13 protein-coding genes and 1 pseudogene are annotated in these 17,063 nt (G+C 73.1%); 5 read left to right on the top strand and 9 right to left on the bottom strand.

Translation table 11 applies throughout. The features are described 5' to 3' along the window. Positions 1 to 386 (bottom strand): annotated as a pseudogene (locus AB0F40_RS25110) (hypothetical protein); the annotation flags it as partial. 385 nt (positions 387 to 771) lie between these two features. On the opposite strand from AB0F40_RS25110, the gene AB0F40_RS25105 reads away from it, so the two are divergent. Next, entirely contained in the window at positions 772 to 2,547 is a 1,776-nt protein-coding gene (locus AB0F40_RS25105; RefSeq protein WP_357474328.1) for a cellulase family glycosylhydrolase, read from the top strand. Positions 2,548 to 2,638: 91 nt separating this feature from the next. Here the strand turns inward: AB0F40_RS25105 and AB0F40_RS25100 are convergent, their stop codons facing one another. Next, entirely contained in the window at positions 2,639 to 3,220 is a 582-nt protein-coding gene (locus AB0F40_RS25100) for a DUF6069 family protein (RefSeq protein WP_357474325.1), read from the bottom strand. Positions 3,221 to 3,389: 169 nt separating this feature from the next. Here AB0F40_RS25100 and AB0F40_RS25095 point away from each other — a divergent pair, with 169 nt between their 5' ends. Genes AB0F40_RS25095 through AB0F40_RS25085 form a run of 3 tightly spaced genes read left to right on the top strand, consistent with a single transcriptional unit; the run spans position 3,390 to position 7,407 of the window. Next, positions 3,390 to 4,013 (top strand): PadR family transcriptional regulator, encoded by a 624-nt coding sequence (locus tag AB0F40_RS25095; protein WP_357474322.1) that lies wholly within the window; start codon positions 3,390 to 3,392, stop codon positions 4,011 to 4,013. Further along, positions 4,010 to 4,729 carry an ABC transporter ATP-binding protein gene (locus tag AB0F40_RS25090; protein WP_357474320.1) on the top strand — a complete coding sequence of 240 codons (720 nt, stop codon included), beginning with the start codon at positions 4,010 to 4,012 and terminating at the stop codon, positions 4,727 to 4,729. The genes AB0F40_RS25095 and AB0F40_RS25090 overlap by 4 nt, the downstream gene beginning before the upstream one ends. Next, on the top strand, positions 4,726 to 7,407 hold the full coding sequence (locus AB0F40_RS25085; protein ID WP_357474317.1) for an FtsX-like permease family protein: 2,682 nt from the start codon (positions 4,726 to 4,728) through the stop codon (positions 7,405 to 7,407). Before AB0F40_RS25090 ends, AB0F40_RS25085 begins: the two co-directional genes overlap by 4 nt. Here the strand turns inward: AB0F40_RS25085 and AB0F40_RS25080 are convergent. Genes AB0F40_RS25080 through AB0F40_RS25050 form a run of 7 tightly spaced genes read right to left on the bottom strand, consistent with a single transcriptional unit; the run spans position 7,404 to position 14,809 of the window. Further along, positions 7,404 to 8,804: a nucleotide pyrophosphatase/phosphodiesterase family protein gene (locus AB0F40_RS25080; RefSeq protein WP_357474313.1), complete on the bottom strand. Its 1,401-nt coding sequence runs from the start codon at positions 8,802 to 8,804 to the stop codon at positions 7,404 to 7,406. The two genes, AB0F40_RS25085 and AB0F40_RS25080, sit on opposite strands and share 4 nt — an antisense overlap. Continuing rightward, positions 8,801 to 10,042, bottom strand: a complete 1,242-nt coding sequence (gene eboE, locus AB0F40_RS25075; protein WP_357474310.1) for a metabolite traffic protein EboE — start codon at positions 10,040 to 10,042, stop codon at positions 8,801 to 8,803. The genes AB0F40_RS25080 and eboE overlap by 4 nt, the downstream gene beginning before the upstream one ends. A 12-nt stretch (positions 10,043 to 10,054) precedes the next feature. Next, positions 10,055 to 10,933 (bottom strand): TatD family hydrolase, encoded by an 879-nt coding sequence (locus AB0F40_RS25070; protein WP_357474307.1) that lies wholly within the window; start codon positions 10,931 to 10,933, stop codon positions 10,055 to 10,057. 2 nt (positions 10,934 to 10,935) lie between these two features. Then, positions 10,936 to 11,697, bottom strand: a complete 762-nt coding sequence (locus tag AB0F40_RS25065) for an EboA domain-containing protein (protein ID WP_357474304.1) — start codon at positions 11,695 to 11,697, stop codon at positions 10,936 to 10,938. Positions 11,698 to 11,700: 3 nt separating this feature from the next. Beyond that, entirely contained in the window at positions 11,701 to 12,582 is an 882-nt protein-coding gene (locus AB0F40_RS25060; RefSeq protein WP_357474301.1) for a sugar phosphate isomerase/epimerase family protein, read from the bottom strand. Next, positions 12,579 to 13,613, bottom strand: a complete 1,035-nt coding sequence (locus AB0F40_RS25055) for an SCO3242 family prenyltransferase (RefSeq protein WP_357474299.1) — start codon at positions 13,611 to 13,613, stop codon at positions 12,579 to 12,581. The genes AB0F40_RS25060 and AB0F40_RS25055 overlap by 4 nt, the downstream gene beginning before the upstream one ends. Next, positions 13,610 to 14,809 carry an inositol-3-phosphate synthase gene (locus tag AB0F40_RS25050; RefSeq protein WP_357474297.1) on the bottom strand — a complete coding sequence of 400 codons (1,200 nt, stop codon included), beginning with the start codon at positions 14,807 to 14,809 and terminating at the stop codon, positions 13,610 to 13,612. The genes AB0F40_RS25055 and AB0F40_RS25050 overlap by 4 nt, the downstream gene beginning before the upstream one ends. 378 nt (positions 14,810 to 15,187) lie before the next feature. Here AB0F40_RS25050 and cimA point away from each other — a divergent pair, with 378 nt between their 5' ends. After that, the gene (gene cimA, locus AB0F40_RS25045) at positions 15,188 to 16,819 is read left to right on the top strand and encodes a citramalate synthase (RefSeq protein WP_357474294.1); all 1,632 of its coding nucleotides are present in this window, start codon (positions 15,188 to 15,190) and stop codon (positions 16,817 to 16,819) included. The last annotated feature ends 244 nt before the right edge of the window (positions 16,820 to 17,063 follow it).

Here is a 17,063-nt window from a genome sequence, read left to right as displayed (position 1 = left end):
GCGTGCGTCTCCCTCGCGGAGCGTTCGGCCACGACGCGGGCCTGCACACCCGCTGCCCAGGACTGCAACCGCCCACACGCCGTGACGAGGTCACCAAGCGCGTCATCGGGCAGATCGGCCAGGAGATCGGGGTCCATCTCGGTGGCCCGGTCCGTGGCTTCGGCGACCACGCGAGCCAGCTGCGCACCCGGGGCCTCGGTCAGTGCTCGCCGCAGAGTCTCGACCGGCCACAGTGCGATCGGCACCGCGTCCGGCGGCCAGTCCGGCCCGACGGCGTCAGCCAGATCGTCCGGTGCGACATCGTGAGGCGACCGCCATCCGTCATCCCGGAACGGGTCGTCCAGGAGCTCGCCGGCCACGCCGTCGTCGTGCATTCCCTCGCGCATACCGGTATACCTCCCAGCCTCATCGGTCGATTAGTAGTGTTGGTCAACGGCGTCAATCCAGCGGACCTTTGTTCGATACCAACCCTACTTCGCACCACTGACACGCGCGCGGGTCTTCGCCGCCCGCGTAAGAACGAGCGAGCGCGGCTGTCTGCCGCTAGACACACGCTCCTGCCCACCGCGCCTGTTCGCGCCCCATTCGCTGTCTGCACTCGCCGCCCCGGCCCGAACTGTGTGGATGGTCGGCGGGTCGGCGCAGCGCCGCCGCCGAACATGCTCGGCAGCGACAGCCAGTGGAAACCGGTTACTCGCAAGCCTTGACTTCACCCCGGGTCGCCCCGAGCATGGGAGCGTTCCCACAGGTGCACACGAGAAGGGCCTCGTCATGCAGAGAACTGCGCGCACCCTGGCCGGCATCGTCGCCGGCCTCGCACTCACGCTCGCCTCGGTCGCTCCGGCGGCCGGGGCCGGAACCACCAGCGGTCCCCAACCCGGCAGCGTCGCCGCGCGGGCCGCACTCCCGGAGCAGGACAGCCACCGGCACAACCACAGGTGCAAGCACAAGGACAAGGACACGGTCGCGGACATAGCCGCCGACATGCAGCCGGGCTGGAACCTGGGCAACAGCTTCGACGCGACCGGCTCCGACGAGACGTCGTGGGGCAACCCGCGGGTGACCGAGGAGCTCCTGGACCAGGTCCGCACCCAGGGCTTCAACAGCATCCGGATCCCCGTCACGTGGGGCCAGCACCAGGGCGGCACCCCGGACCACACCATCGACCAGGCGTACCTCGACCGGGTCGAGGAGGTGGTGGGCTGGGCGCTGGAGGACGGCTTCTACGTGCTGATCAACATCCACCACGACTCCTGGCAGTGGGTGAACACCCTGCCGACGAACCACGACGCGGTACTCGACCGCTACACCGACACCTGGACCCAGATCGCCGACCGGTTCCGGGACGCCGACGAGCGGCTGCTGTTCGAGAGCGTCAACGAGCCCCAGTTCACCGGGAGCTCGGGCGAGGCCGCAGACCTGGAGCTGCTGGCGGAGCTCAACGACGTGTTCCACGACGTCGTGCGTGGTTCGGGCGGCGGGAACGCCACCCGGCCGCTCGTGCTCCCCACGCTGAACACCGGGTCCGAGCCGGCCAAGATCGACGCGCTGGCCACCCAGATCGCTGCCCTGGACGACCCGAATCTCATGGCGACGGTGCACTACTACGGGTTCTGGCCGTTCAGCGTGAACATCGCCGGGTACACCCGGTTCGACGCCGAGGTCCGGCAGGACGTCGCGGACACCTTCGACCGGGTGCACGCGGCATTCGTCGCCCGCGGCGTACCGGTGCTCCTGGGGGAGTACGGGCTGCTCGGGTTCGACCGGCACACCGGGACCGTGGAGCAGGGCGAGAAGCTGAAGTTCTTCGAGTACCTCGGGTACGCGGCGCGCGAGCGCGGCATCACGACGATGCTCTGGGACAACGGGCAGCACTTCGACCGCACGGCCCACACGTGGCAGGACGCCGCGCTGTTCGAGCAGATCGCGTCGAGCTGGACCGAGCGTTCCGGGACGGCGTCGTCGGACCTGGTGTTCGTGCCCGCGTCGGGTACCGTCGGTGCCCAGAGCCTGACGCTCGGCCCGAACGGGACCAGCTTCGAGGCCCTGCTGCACGACGGCGCGGAGCTGGCCGCCGGGACCGACTACAGCGTCGCCGGCGACGAGCTCACGCTGTCCGCCGCGCTGCTGGAGCGGCTCGCGGGCGACCGGACGCCAGGGCCGGCCGACGAGCTGGTGGTCCGGTTCTCCGGCGGGGTGCCCTGGACGATCCGGGTCATCAACCAGGAGACACCGGTGCTGCGGGACGCCTCGGGCACGACGGCGGCGTTCGAGATCCCGACGTCGTTCACGGGCGACCTGCTCGCGACGATGGAGGCGCGGTACGCGGACGGCTCGAACGCGGGCCCGCAGAGCTGGACGTCGTACAAGGAGTTCGACGTGACGTTCGCTCCGGACTACGACGCCGGGACCATCACCCTCACCCCGGAGTTCTTCGCCGAGGTGCACGACGGGACGGTCGAGCTGACGTTCCACTTCTGGAGCGGTGACACGGTCCGCTACACGCTGACCAGGACGGGAACATCGATCACGGGCACGCCGGCCTGACGGCCCTCCCGACCTGTTGAGTGCTGGGTATCTGCTGGATTCTGCACGGCAGACCAACAGATACCCAGCACTCAACGACTCGGGCGTGGGGTCAGGGGGTGCGGCGGACCACGGTCCGGCTCAGGGTGCCCGTCAGGAGCGACCAGACCGCCGAGCCGATGACGATCCAGACGAACGCGGCGAGGATGGCCGGGACCAGCTCGAACTGGCCGGCGAACGGTACGGCGGCCAGGATCACCGTCGCGAGGGCGACCACCCAGCCGAAGAACGACCGGGGCCGCGGCGTGCTCATCACGAGCAGGTAGAGCACTGCCGCCGCCGCGAGCGCGAAGAGGATGCTCGCCACGATCCAGGCCATCAGGTCGGAACCGGTGCCGAGCAGGTCGGCCTGCGGCCGGATCTCCAGGTTGAGCACGTCCTCGAGGATGAAGTGCGCGGCCAGCCCGATGAGGGCGGCGACGAGCATCGTCGCGAGCGCTCCGGCCCAGAACCTGCCCACCTCCAGGCCGAGACGAGGGTTCTCGGTGCCGGACGTGACGGGCTGCACGGCTCCGCCGTCGGGCATCTGCCCCACGGGCTGCGTCGGCGTGCCGGGGGTCTGGGCCGGTGGCGGATGGACCGGCGGCGGCTGCTCACCGTAGTCGGCGCTGTAGGGGCGGTTCGGGTCACTCATCGCGGTACCTCCCGGTTGTGAGCCCTATGTCCACTCCACCACGGATCTGCTCGAACCGCACGGCACATCAGTGCCTGAGCAGCGGCGCGGTCCCTTTTGACAACTCGTGCTTACTCGGTAACTATGGCGGTGGTTCTGGTGCTTACCGAGTAACTATCGGAGGTTCGGCATGTCCGTACGACAAGGCTTTCTCGCACTCCTCAGCGAGCAGCCCATGCATGGCTATCAGCTACGGCAGGAGTTCGAGCGTCGCACGGGCGGCACCTGGCCGCTCAACATCGGTCAGGCCTACTCCACCCTGACGCGGCTCGAGCGCGACGGACTGATCGAACCCGCCCAGCCGCTGCCCGACGGCGGCGACGCACCTCTCGCGTACCGGCTCACCGACCTGGGGCGAACCCAGGCAGCGGAGTGGTGGGACACCCCGGTGGACCGCGGCGCGCCCGCGAGGGACGAGCTCGCGATCAAGCTGGCGCTCGCCGTCACGGTCCGGGCCGACGGCCACCCGGTCGATGTCGCGCGGATGGTGCAGCGGCAGCGCACGGCGACCATGACGGTGCTGCAGGACTACACGCGGCTCAAGCGCGAGGCGAGCGACGACCTCGCGTGGTCCCTCGTGCTGGACAGCCTCGTCTTCGCCACCGAGGCCGAGCTCCGCTGGCTCGACCACGTCGAGGCGAGCGTGCTCAGGGCCTCCTGGCCGCGGACCGTGCAGCGGGAGCAGGCGGCCCACGCGGACGCCGAGACCGCCGACAGCACGGGCGCGACCGAGCCGAAGCAGACCGTCCGATGAGCCCGGTCCTGCAGTTCAGCGCCGTGTCGCGCGTGCACGGCAGCGGGCCCACCGAGGTGCACGCCCTGCGGGCCGTCGACCTGGAGATCCAGGAGGGTGAGATGGTCGCCGTCATGGGCCCGTCCGGCTCCGGCAAGTCCACGCTGCTGCACCTCGCGGGCGGCCTGGACACCCCGACGTCGGGCGCCGTGCGGGTCGTGGGCGAGGACATGGGGTCCATGGGCCTGCAGGAACGCGCGGCCCTGCGGCGGCGCCACGTCGGGTACGTGTTCCAGGACTTCAACCTGATCCCCGCGCTGACGGCGCTGGAGAACGTGATGCTCCCGCTCGAGCTCGACGGGACGGCCACCCGCGAGGCCCGCGTCGCCGGCCTCGCCGCGCTCGAGGAGGTCGGCCTCGAGAACCTGGGCGGCCGGTTCCCCGACGACATGTCGGGTGGTCAGGCCCAGCGTGTCGCGATCGCCCGCGCGCTGGTCGGACCACGTCGGCTGGTGCTGGCGGACGAGCCGACGGGGGCGCTCGACTCCGTGACCGGCGAGGCGGTGATGCGGACCCTGCGCGCCCGCGTCGAGTCCGGTGCGGCAGGCCTGCTGGTCACGCATGACGCACGCCACGCCGCGTGGGCGGACCGGACGGTGTTCCTGCGCGACGGCGTCGTCGTCGACTCCACCGGCTCCGCGGCCGGGCCCGAGACGCTGCTGGGAGTGCAGGCATGACCGCGCTGGCGCGCTGGCGCGGCCGCTGGCGGGTCGCGCTGCGGAGCGGCGCCCGCGAGGCACGACGGAACAAGGGCCGGACGGCGCTCGTCGCGGTGCTGGTCGGGCTCCCGGTACTCGGTGGTGCGGGACTGCTCACCGGCCTGGAGTCGACAGAGATCACGGACACGACGATCGCGCGCGACGTGCTCGGCCCCGACCTGCAGGCCCAGCTGCAGCTCTTCCACCCGAGCGGCGTCAAGCAGTCGTCCAACGGACAGCAGGCGAGCGTCGTCGACCACGGCGCCGACGCCGAGTGGCCCGCGAGCGCCGAGCTGGAGGCGCAGGCGCGGTCCGAGCTGGCCGACGGCGCCACCCTGGTGCCGTACGCGAACGCCGGCCGGGCGCTGCGCGGTTCCGAGCTCGAGACGACGGTGGGCGTGCTGACCACGGACCTCTCGGTGCCGCAGGTCGCGGCCGCCGTCGACCTGCGTGCGGGCGACGTGCCCGGGGCGGGCGAGATCGCCGTGTACTGGCGTACCGCACAGGACCTCGGTCTCGAGATCGGCGACACGGTCGGGACGGAGGGCCTCGGTGACCTCACGCTGACCGGCCTGCTGACGAAGCACCAGCCCACCAGGGCCGCCGCGGTCGCTCACGTGCCGGACGGTGCCCTGCCCACCGGGAAGAACGGTCTCGACAACTCGCTCGCCGACCGCGGCTGGTACGTGGCCGGGGCGCCGGTGACCTGGGACCAGGTCCGTGCGCTGAACGAGCACGGGTTCGTCGTCACCAGCCGGGACGCCCTGGCCGACCCGCCGGACCCGTCCCAGGTGGCGCTCGCCGCGCAGCCCGAGAACACCAGCGAACGACAGCAGCTGCTGCTCGTGCTCGCCGTGGCAGGGATCGGCCTGTTCGAGGCGGTGCTGCTCATCGGGCCGGCGTTCGCCGTCGGCGCCCGCCGGCAGGAGCGCGCCCTCGGCCTGGTCGCCGCGAACGGCGGCGACGCTCGCGCACTGCGGGCCATCTCCCTCGGCAGCGCCGCGGTGACCGGCCTCGCGGCCTCCGCCGTCGCGGTCCTGCTCGGGGTCCTCGCCGGCACCGTGGGCGTCTGGTGGTTCGAGATCCGCGGCCTGGTGGTGCCCTGGCCGCAGCTCGGCCTGTGCGTCCTGATCGGGCTGCTGATCACCCTGGTCGCCGCCTGGCAGCCCGCCCTGCGGGCGGCACGGCAGGACCCGGTCCTCGCGCTCGCCGGACGGCGCTCCCGTCCCGGACCGGTGGCCTGGCTCACCGTGGCCGGTGTCGCCCTGACCGCGGTCGGCCTCCTCGTCGCGCTCCTGACCGCCCCCACCGGGAGGCCGCTGCTGCTCGCCGGCGGGATCGTCGTCGCGGAGCTCGGGCTGGCGATGCTCGCCGGCCCTATCCTCAGCGGGCTCGGCAGGCTCGCGCCCGTTCTGCCCGTGGCCTGGCGGTTCGCGCTGCGCGACGCCGCACGCCAACGCGGCAGGTCCGCGCCCGCGATCGCCGCGGTGCTCGTCGCGGTGGCGGCCGCCGTCGGCAGCATGGTGTTCGCCGCGTCGAGCCTGGAGCACGACCGGCGCACCTACACGATGAGCGTCACTGAGGGCACCCTCGCCGTGACCGGTGGTGACACCGCGGACGGCCTGGCCGCCTGGACAGCGCCCATCACCGACCAGGTCCACCGGTTCGTCCCCGACGCCGGGCCGCTCGTCGCCGTCGACACGCTCACCAGCAGCACGCCCGGAACGACCGCCATGGTCTTCGTCGAACCGCCGGATCCGGCGGTCCTCGGGTACGCCGGTGGTGGTGCGTCGGGCGGCCCGGCGTTCTCCGGCACGCTCGTCGACGACGGGACGCTCACCGAGTACCTCGCCTACCCCGATCCCGACCGGGCCGCCACGGCGCTCGAGGCAGGGAAGGCGGTCGTGCCGCGCGGGTACCTCTGGCCCGACGGCACCGCGCACCTGACCGTCAACCAGTACGACGCGGTGACGGGCGACGACGTCGGCGAGCCCCGCACGGTCGTCGTCCCCGCCGTCGCGGCCGGTGACGGCCTCTACGAGAGCCCGCTGCTACCGGTCGTCCCGCCCGCCCTGGTCGACGACCTCGGCCTCACCACCACGGTCGGCGCCCTCGTCGGCCGCCCCGACACGATGCCCAACCAGGCCCAGATCGACACGCTGGCCTCCGCGGTCGGCGCCCTGGGCACCGACGAGGCGGCAGCCCCGTCCCTGACCGCCGACGTCGAACGCGGCTTCCAGGACTTCGCTACCCCGCAGGCCGCCCAGGTGCTCCTGATCGGCCTCGTCGCAGGGTTCGTGGCGCTGGCGGCGGTCTGGATGGCGGCGGCGCTCGCGGCGGCCGAGTCCCGGCCGGACCTGGCCACGCTGTCCGCCGTCGGCGCCTCGCCGGGTACCCGGCGAGGCGTCGCGGGAGCCCAGGCGGGGGTCATCGCGGTGACGGGCACGCTGCTCGGCCTGGTCACCGGACCGGTGCTCGGCATCGCGTTCGTGCTCTACAAACGGTTCGAGTGGGGCGAGGCGGATCCTGCCTGGCTGGTCGAGGTGCCCTGGCTGGGCATCACGGGCCTGGTCGTCGCGCTCCCGTTGCTCGGCGTGGCGGCCGCCTGGCTGGTCACCCGTTCGCGCGTCGACCTGACCCGTCGCCTGGACGGCTAGCGCACCCCCTGCAGGTCCAGCACCAGGTCCTTGACGGCGGTGGCCGGCACCTGGCCGGCGTCGGCGTCGACCCAGGAGGCGACCGACTCCGGCACCCGGGCGTCCGAGCACAGCACGAGCGGCGTGTCCGCCGACGAGTCGGGCAGGCGGCCGTGCGTGCCGCGCACGTAGGACGCGTCGAGCGGGGTGGTGCCCATCGCGTACCGCAGGCCCAGCTTCTTGCGCACCAGGTTCATGCCGGCCTTCGCCTTGGCGAGCGGGTCGGCGGGGTTGAAGAACAGCTCGGCGGGGTCGTAGCCCGGCTTGCGGTGGATGTCGACGCCGCGCGCGAACTCGGGCGCGCGGTCGTCGTCGAGCCAGTAGTAGTACGTGAACCACGAACCCGGTTCGGCCACCACGACCAGCTCGCCGGCCCGCTCGTGGTCCAGGCCGTACTTCGCCTGCGCCTCACGGTCGAGTACATCGTCGACGCCGGGTACGCCCCGCAGCAGGTCCGCCACCCGGGTCACGTCCGACGGGTCGTCGACGTACACGTGCGCGACCTGGTGGTCGGCGACGGCGAACGCGCGCGACGTCCACGGGTCGAGCTGTTCGCGTCCGTCCTGCGTGTAGACCTCCAGGAAGCCCTCCCGCCGCAGCAGCCGGTTGATGTCCACCGGCCGGTTCGCGGGCCCGATGCCGTACTCCGAGAGCGCCACGACGGTGACGCCCGCCGCCTCGGCGTCGTCCAGCAGCGGGGTCAGGGCCGCGTCGAGGTCGGCCGCCGCCCGGTCGGCCTCCGGGGACTCCGGCCCGAAGCGCTGCAGGTCGTAGTCCAGGTGCGGCACGTACGCCGTCGTGAGCTGGGACTTCCGCGTGCGCAGCAGGTGCCGGGTCACGTTCACTATCCACTGCGTGGAAGCGATCGACGCCGTCGGGCCCCAGTACTGGAACAGCGGGAAGTCGCCGAACCGGCCCACCAGGTCGTCGTGCATCGCGGCCGGCCGGATGTACCCGTCCGGCGACTTGCGGCCGTCGGCGTGGTAGATCGGGCGGGGAGTGATCGTGAGGTCGGTGGTCATGCCCATCGCGTACCACCAGCACACGTTGTCCGCCTGGTACGCCGCGTCGCGGCGGCGGGCGGCCTCCCAGACCTTCTCGCCCGCGACGAGCTTGTTGTGCTGGCGCCACAGGTACACGTCGCCCAGCTCGCGGAAGTACCACCCGTTGCCGACGATCCCGTGCTGCGCGGGCATCAGGCCCGTGAGCATCGTCGACTGCACGCTGCAGGTCACGGCGGGCAGCACGGTGGCGAGCTCGGACTGCCAGCCCGACGTGGCGAGCCGGCGGAGGCGCGGCATGTGGGCGAGGGCACGGGCGGTGAGCCCGACGACGTCGAGCAGGAGGACGGGCGTCATGCGTCGATTCCTTCCGTGGTGGCGGGGGTGGTGCCGGACGCCGCGGCCGGGGCCGGGTCGCTCAGCAGGTGCTTCCTGGCCCAGCGGAGCTCCGCCGAGATCCCGGCGACCAGACCCGCCTCGTCCTGCACGCCGTCCCGCGGGCCACCGTCCACGCCGTCCGGCAGGACCGACCAGGTGTACGTCTCGACGTCGAGGTGGGCCTCGGCGCCGTGCGGCGCGGCCCGGACGGCGGCGACGGCGTCGCGCAGCACCTCGGTCGTCGCGGCCAGCGGCGCCGCGGGCTCGTGGTGCAGCGGCACGTGGAAGTGCACGCGCCACGGCCCGTCGCCCGGCAGGCCCGGACGGCGGTCGGCGTACCCGAGCGCCACGGGCAGGTCGTCCGAGGCCAGGACGTCGCCCGCCGACGTCAGCTCGCGCACCTGGTGCAGGTAGCGCTGCTCGACGAACCGGCCGACGGCGACGCGGGCGCCCGGCTCGGACAGGTCCGCGACCTCCAGCGCCGCGGACGCCTGCACCTTGACCACGCGCAGGCCGGCGTCGGTGATCCGGCGGACCGCGCCCGCAGGGTCGGCGAACGAGACGGCCAGGTGACAGGTGTCCAGGCAGACGCCGATGTACTCCGGGTCGATCCGCCGGTCGGCCGGCCACTCGGGTCCGGTGCGTGCGGCGAGCCACGAGACGACGTCCTCCACCGTGTCGAGCACGCACCCCGGCTCGGGCTCGACGGCGATCCGGACCGTCCGGCCGGTGCTCCGCTCCAGCTCGCGCAGCTCGGCGGACAGGGTGGCGAAGGCCTTGGTCGCCTCGTCGTCGTCCGCGCGGGTCCAGGGGGCGCGCCACGCCAGGGGCAGGGTCGAGATCGACCCGGCTGCGCCGTCGGGCAGCAGGTCCGCCAGCACCCGGGCGCACGCCAGCACGTAGTCGAGGCGGGCCCGCTCGGCCCAGGTGGGGGAGTACACCGCGAGCTTGACCACCTCACGGTGGAAGCCGCCGTACGGGAAGGCGTTGAGCGTGTGCACCTGGAGCCGGTGCTCGGCGAGCGCCGCGCGCAGCCGCGCACGGTCCTCCGCCGAGGTGTCCAGACGGTGCGCCACCTCGGCGGGCAGCCACAGGCCGACGCCGAGCGTGTCGAGGCCCGCGGCCTCGCGCACCGGGCCGGAGTACCGGGCGAGCTGGTCGATCACGCCGTCGAGGTCCTCGGCGGGGTGCACGTTGGTGCAGTAGGAGAGCAGCATGGTCAGGTCCCCTCAGGCTCTCGCGCCGCGGAGCACGGACGAGCCCTCGAACTCGACGCCCGGGGTGGGCGGCGCGCCCTCGGTGAACCCCGGTACCGGCTCCAGCACGAGGTTGCCCGACTGCCCGTAGAAGGCGACGGGGTTGCGCCACAGCACCTGGTCGACGTCGTCCTCGCTGAAGCCCGCCGCGAGCATCGCGTGCCCGGTCTTGGCGGTCTTGAGCGGGTCGGACCGGCCCCAGTCGGCGGCGGAGTTCACGATCATCCGCTCGGTCCCGTACTCCTGCAGGATCGCGACCATGCGGTCCTCGTCCATCTTGGTGTCGGGGTAGATCGAGAACCCGGCCCACGCACCGGCGTCGAGCACCATGGCCACGTTGGTCTCGTTCAGGTGGTCCACGAGGACCCGCTCTGGCGGCAGGCCGGACTCGACCACGACGTCGAGGGTGCGGCGCGTCCCGGCGAGCTTGTCGCGGTGCGGGGTGTGCACCAGGACGGGGAGCTCGGCCTCGCGGGCCATCTGGAGCTGGGCGGCGAACACCTCGTCCTCCTCGGGCGTCATCGAGTCGTAGCCGACCTCGCCCACGGCGACCACGCCGTCCTTGAGCAGGTAGCGCGGGATCTCGGCGAGCACCTCGCGGCAGCGCGGGTCGTTCGCCTCCTTGGGGTTGAGCGCGATGGTCGCGTGGTGCCGGATGCCGAACTGCGCGGCCCGGAACCGCTCCCAGCCGAGCAGCGAGTCGAAGTAGTCGGTGAACGAGCCCACCCCGGTGCGGGGCTGGCCCAGCCAGAACGCGGGCTCGACGACGACGCGCACCCCCGAGGCGTACATCGCCTCGTAGTCGTCGGTCGTGCGGCTCGTCATGTGGATGTGCGGGTCGAGGATGCGCATCGTCACTCCTTGGTGCGGCTGAGCGGGGTGCTGCTGAGGGGGGTGGTCGTGAGCCGGTCGAGATCGGCGGGCACGGGGCGTCCGGCAGCCTGCCGCTCGGCCGCGAAGTCGCGGGCCATGCGGTCGAGCTCGTCGTCGGCCCGGGCCTCGAGGCCGCTCACGGCGTCCAGGCTCACGCCCTGGAAGACGAGCTTGAGGATCGCGTGCCGCCACGTGTGCTGGTCGAGGTACCGGGACCCGAACGGGCCGACGGCGGCCGCGACGAGGCTCGGGTCGTTGGTGCGCAGCGCGTCGGCGGCGAGGTCGAGGCCGGCGGCGACGAGCGGGGCGGGACCGGCTGCGGGCTCGGCGGTGGCGTCCCGAGCGGTAACGGTGTCGGTAACGGTTTCGCTGCCGCCGAGATCGCCCCGCTCCGTCAGCGCGTCCAGGCCGCGCAGCACGCCGCGCCGCTCGGCCGCGTCGCCCTGGCGGTAGAGGGACACCAGGCGCTCGGCGCAGTCCGGGCCGGTGCCCACGGCGTCGGCGAGCGCGACGACCAGGGCCGCGCGGGCGGCGTCGTCGACCGTGCCGTGGACGACGCCGGCCGGGTCGGTGCCGGGTCGCCGCGGCGCGCGGCCCACCCGGCGGGCGGTGAACGCGAAGGCCCTGGTGACGCTGTCCGGGTCACGCGCGACCTCGGCGCGGGCCTGCGCGAGCCAGCCCGAGCCGGGCTGGTCGCCCGCACCGGCGCCTGTGCCGGCGGCGACGTTGCTGTCCGTGTTCAAGACCTAGGTCCTTTCGCCGGTCGGTGCGCCGATGACGGTGGCCCACGCCCGCATCAGCGCGGCGCGGCTGTCGAGGGCGAGCCGGGGTGCGTCGTGGGAGTGGCGGGGCAGCTCGACGGCGGCGACCCCCGTGTAGCCGACGTCGGCGAGCGTGGCGAGCACCATCGGCAGGTCGATGCTGCCCTCGCCGAAGGGCCGGTGCTCGTGGTGCGTGCGGGGCATGTCGTCGAGCTGGACGTTGCTCAGGTAGGGCGCGGCGGCGCGGAGCGCCCCCTCGACCCCCTCCGGCTCCACGACCAGGCAGTGCCCGACGTCCACGGTGATCCCCAGCTCGGGCGGCGTGCCGACGTCGCCGAGGAGCCGCAGGGCGTCGTCGACGGTCTCCACCAGCATGCCCGGCTCGGGTTCCACCGCGAGCCGCACACCGCGCTCCCCGGCGTACTCGACCAGGGCCGGGATGCGGTCGCGGAGCCTGGCCCAGCCGTCGGCGGGGTCGGCGTCGGGCGGCAGGATCCCCGAGAAGAACGAGACGCAGCGGGCGTCGAGCTCCGCGGCGATCTCGATGGCCCGCTCGAGGAAGCGCATGCGCAGGGCGGCGTCCCGGTCCACGAGCGTGGGCCGGTGCTTGTGCAGCGGGTCCAGCAGGTACCGGGTGCCCGTCTCCACGACCACCGCGGCTCCGGTGCCGCCGCGCATCCGCCCGAGGTGGGCGCGCAGCGCCGTGACGTCGTCGCCGGCCAGCGGAGCGAACGGGTCGAGGTGCGGGAAGCCGAGGGTGACCGCGACGGCGTCGTAGCCGACGTCGTCGAGCACGTCGAGCGCCGTGTGCAGGGGGTGGTCACCGAAGCCGTTGGTGCCGTAGCCCAGGAGGAACGGCGGCCTCACGTGATGCTCACCCCCGCCCGGCCGCGCGCGCGGCCCAGCAGCCGCAGCCCGTGTCCGACGGCGGCGACGCCGGCCAGGAGCGCAGTGGTCCCGAGGCTGCCCGAGCGGGCCGCCCACGCGGCCTGGAGCGGCACCATCGCCTGGATGCCGGACCTCGTGGCGGTGCGGGCGTTCGCCGCCGTGGGCCGGGCCGCCGCGCGCACCTGTCCGGGCAGGCACGCGGCGGCGTAGGCGCCGGCAGCCGCGACGGTCGTCCAGCGGACGACGGTCCGGCGGTTGCCGGCGGACCGGGCCGCCGAGGGAACGGTGGCCGCCGCGGCGAGCGCGCCCGCGACCGTACCGGCAGCGACGCCGCCCGCTACCTGCGTCGTCGTGCCGTGGACCTCGCCGCGCGAGAGCACGGTGACGCCGAGCGTGTGGGCGGCGAGGCCCGCGGCCGCGGGAAGAGCGGAGGGCAGGTGCCCGGGCGATGCGCCGAGCAGCACGTCCAGCCCGCGGCACGCGGCCATGACGACGGGTCCGGTCGGATGGTCCTTGGCCACCAGGTCGTAGGTCCAGACGCAGGCGGCGAGCGGTAGCGCTATCGCGAGCGCTCGTCGGCCTCCGGCGAGACCCGCGGCTGCCACGCCACCTGCGGTCAGGGCCGCACCGACCGCGAGCGCGCCGCGTGGCGTCACGCGGCCCGAGGGGATCGGCCGTTCCGGACGCTCGACGGCGTCGAGGTGCCGGTCGGCGTAGTCGTTCAGGGCCATGCCGCCGAGGTAGAGGCACGCCGAGGCGACCGGCAGCAGGGCGTGGCGGCCCCGCAGCGGCGTCGGGGTGCCGGCCCGCGCGGCGGCCAGGCCCGCCAGGGAGTCGCCGACGACGCTCAGGGCCGCGGGTGCGCGGACCAGCTCGGCGAGGTCGCCGAGGCTGGGCGTCGAGGTGCGTGCGAGGTTCCGGGACCGGGCCTGCGGCTCGGCGGACGACGGCTCCCGCAGCGGGGGATCGAACCGGGGCCGGAACCGGGGTTGGCCGGACGCCGAGGTCATGGTTCGACCTGCGCCGAGGCGCCGCGGACCCATTCCTCGAGCGCACGGGCCTGCTCCGCGGCGTCGTGCACGTCGGAGCCCCACGGGTCCTTGAAGAAGAAGCCGAGCTCCGGGACCGGTCCGCTGATCCCCGCGGCGTGGGCGAGCGCGAGCAGGCGGGCCAGGTCGAGGACGAGCGGCGCGGCGAGCATCGAGTCGTGCGCGCTCCAGGTGGTCTGCAGGGTGAGCCGCGAGCCGAGGAACCCCTCGACGTGCACGTGGTCCCAGGCGACCTTGATGTCGCCGAGGTCGGGCACGTTGTCGATGTGCAGAGGTGTGGTGTCGCTCCCGGTCAGCGCTGTCAGCCCGCGGGACTTGGTCGCCAGCTTGCTGCGCACGGCGTCGGGGTCGGCCAGGGTGGCGCCGTCACCGCCGCCCAGCAGGTTGGTGCCCGACCAGGACAGCACCTTCAGGTTGCGCGCGCCGAAGGCCGGAGCGAGCACCGTGCGGAGCCAGGTCTGCCCGGTCTTGCCGTCCTGTCCGGCGACGGGGATCCCGCGCTCGCTGGCGAGCTGGGTCAGGGCGGGCAGGCTCATGCCCGCCGAGGGGGTGAAGGCGGCGTACGCGGCTCCGGCAAGGATCGCCGCGTACGCCGAGACGGAGGACGGCGGGAGCACGGCCCGGGCAGGGTCGGCGACGGCGGCGAGCAGGGCCTCGGGGTCGTCGTGCTCGGGCACGGGGACCACCGGCGCCTCGGTCGACGAGAGGTCGACCAGTACGACGCGGGCCAGCGCGTGCCGGTCGCGGAAGGAGGTGATGTCGGCGGCGAGGCGCTCGGCGGCGGCCTGCTGGGACGTGCCGTCCGGGCCCCCGTGCGGGTCGTACCCGGGGCGCACCTCGGCGTCCGCCCGTTCGAGCGCGTCGTGGGCGGCGGCGAACAGCAGCGGTGGGACCATGCCCGTCTCGACCAGGCACTCCGCGCGCTTGGTCATGGTGACGGACGAGATGTCGTGTCCGCCCACCACGAGGTCCGCGAACCCGGGCAGGCCCGCCGAGGCGAACGGCTCTCGTGCGGTGACACAGCCCGTCGGTGGTGACTGGCCGTCGGCAATGGCGGCAAGGCCTAGCGTCGCGGTACTGGCCACGGAGCCACGGGCTCCGACGAACCAGATTCCCGTGCGTTCGGCGGCATGGTGGCGTGCAGTGGCGTCGTGCATCATCGCTCCCCGGATCGACATCGTCGTCCCAAGCAACCTATCCCGGACTTATGCCGATAAGCAAACAAAAGTTCAAAGATCATCGGAAGAAGCGAGATGGTCGACATCGCGCAGGTTACCCGCCTGCCGGAGTGCCCCCAGATCTGGACACCAGATCTGGACACCACTACCGTGACCCGCCCCGCTGTGGCACGATGACCGGCATGACGACCCCGCGCTCCACCCCGCGACAGGTGATCATCATTTCGTAGCGCGTCCGGCGACACCCCACCGGACGCGCAGACCTTCCACACCCGGAGGGTCTTTTTTTGTTGGTCTGACGATCCGCCTACGGGCCGGCCGTCGGACACATCGCCAGACACATCGTTGGGAGCATCGATGACCACCGCCTCGTTCCAGGTGTACGACACGACGTTGCGCGACGGCGCGCAGCAGGAGGGCATGAGCCTCTCCGTCTCCGACAAGCTCGCCATCGCGGCTCTCCTCGACGAGCTCGGCGTCGGCTACATCGAGGGCGGCTGGCCGGGTGCGGTACCCAAGGACACCGACTTCTTCGCGCGAGCGGCCACCGAGCTCACCCTCAAGAACGCGGTGCTCGCCGCGTTCGGGGCGACCCGGCGCGCCGGCGTCCGCGCGGGCGACGACCAGCAGGTGCGCGCCCTCCTCGACGCCGCGACACCCGTCGTGACGCTCGTGGCGAAGTCGGACGTACGGCACGTGGAGCGCGCGCTGAAGACCACCCGCGCCGAGAACCTCGCGATGATCGGTGACACCGTCGCCTTCCTCGTCGCCGAGGGCCGCCGGGTGGTCCTGGACGCCGAGCACTTCTTCGACGGCTACCGGCACGACGCCGAGTACGCGAGGAGCGCCGTCGCCGCCGCGTTCGACGCCGGCGCCGAGGTGGTCACACTCTGCGACACCAACGGCGGCATGCTGCCGACATGGATCGGCGAGATCGTGCACGAGCTGCGGGCCGCGATCCCGATCGGGTCGGGGCGGCTGCTCGGCGTGCACGCGCACAACGACAGCGGCTGCGCCGTGGCGAACTCGCTCGCCGCCGTCGAGGCGGGCGCCACCCACGTGCAGGGCACGGTCAACGGGTACGGCGAGCGGACCGGCAACGCCGACCTCGTCACCGTCGTCGCCAACCTCGAGCTCAAGGGCGGCATGTCCCTCCTGGCCGACGGCGGCCTGCGGGAGGCCGCGCGGATCTCGCACGCCATCAGCGAGATCACGAACATCTCGCCGTTCGCCCGCCAGCCGTACGTCGGAGCGAGCGCGTTCGCCCACAAGGGCGGGCTGCATGCCAGTGCCATCCGGGTGGACCCCGACATGTACCAGCACACCGACCCCACCCTGGTCGGCAACGACATGCGGATGCTCGTCTCGGACATGGCGGGCCGCGCCTCGATCGAGCTCAAGGGCCGGGAGCTGGGCTTCGACCTCGCCGGCCAGGGCGAGCTGCTGTCCCGGGTCACGAACCGGGTGAAGGACGACGAGGCGGCCGGCTACACCTACGAGGCGGCCGACGCGTCGTTCGAGCTCCTGCTGCGCTCCGAGCTGGACCGCCGGCCGGAGTTCTACACGGTCGAGTCGTGGCGGACCATCATCGAGACCGTCCCCGCGGGCGCCGCACCGCCGTCGGTCCATGCGCCCGACGCCGACGCCGTGGCCGAGGCGACCGTCAAGATCCGGGCGGGCGGCGAGCGCATCGTGACGACGGGGGAGGGCAACGGCCCCGTCAACGCGCTGGACCAGGCGCTCCGCACCGCGCTGTCCCGGGTCTACCCGGAGCTCGCCAGGTTCGAGCTCATCGACTTCAAGGTGCGCATCCTCGACACCGAGCTCGGCACCGACGCGATCACCCGGGTGCTGATCGAGACCACCGACGGCGAGCACTCCTGGTCCACGGTCGGGGTGGGCCCCAACGTGGTCGAGGCGGCCTGGGAGGCGGTCTCCGAGGCGTACGTGTACGGCCTGCTGAAGTCGGGCGTGGAACCCCGCCCCTAACCGTTGAGTGCGGGGTATTTGTGGTCCCACGGCCGTGGATCCAACAAATACCCCGCACTCAACGGTTAGGGACGCGGGGGGTCAGGCGACCGGCGCGGCCGGGCGGTCCGCCCGGGGGCTGCCCAGGTCGAAGCGCTGGTCGCGCACGGCCTGACTCGTGCCAGGTTAGTCACCCCGTAGTGCGGTGAGGATCTCGGCCGCAGCGGGTGGGATCTCGGGTTGGGCCGTGATGCGGTGGCCGGCG

Source organism: Promicromonospora sp. NPDC023987 (genome assembly GCF_040639055.1).
Taxonomy (GTDB): domain Bacteria; phylum Actinomycetota; class Actinomycetes; order Actinomycetales; family Cellulomonadaceae; genus Promicromonospora.
The sequence above is the reverse complement of the archived record's forward strand: the minus strand, read 5'-3'. Positions and strand labels throughout refer to the sequence as shown.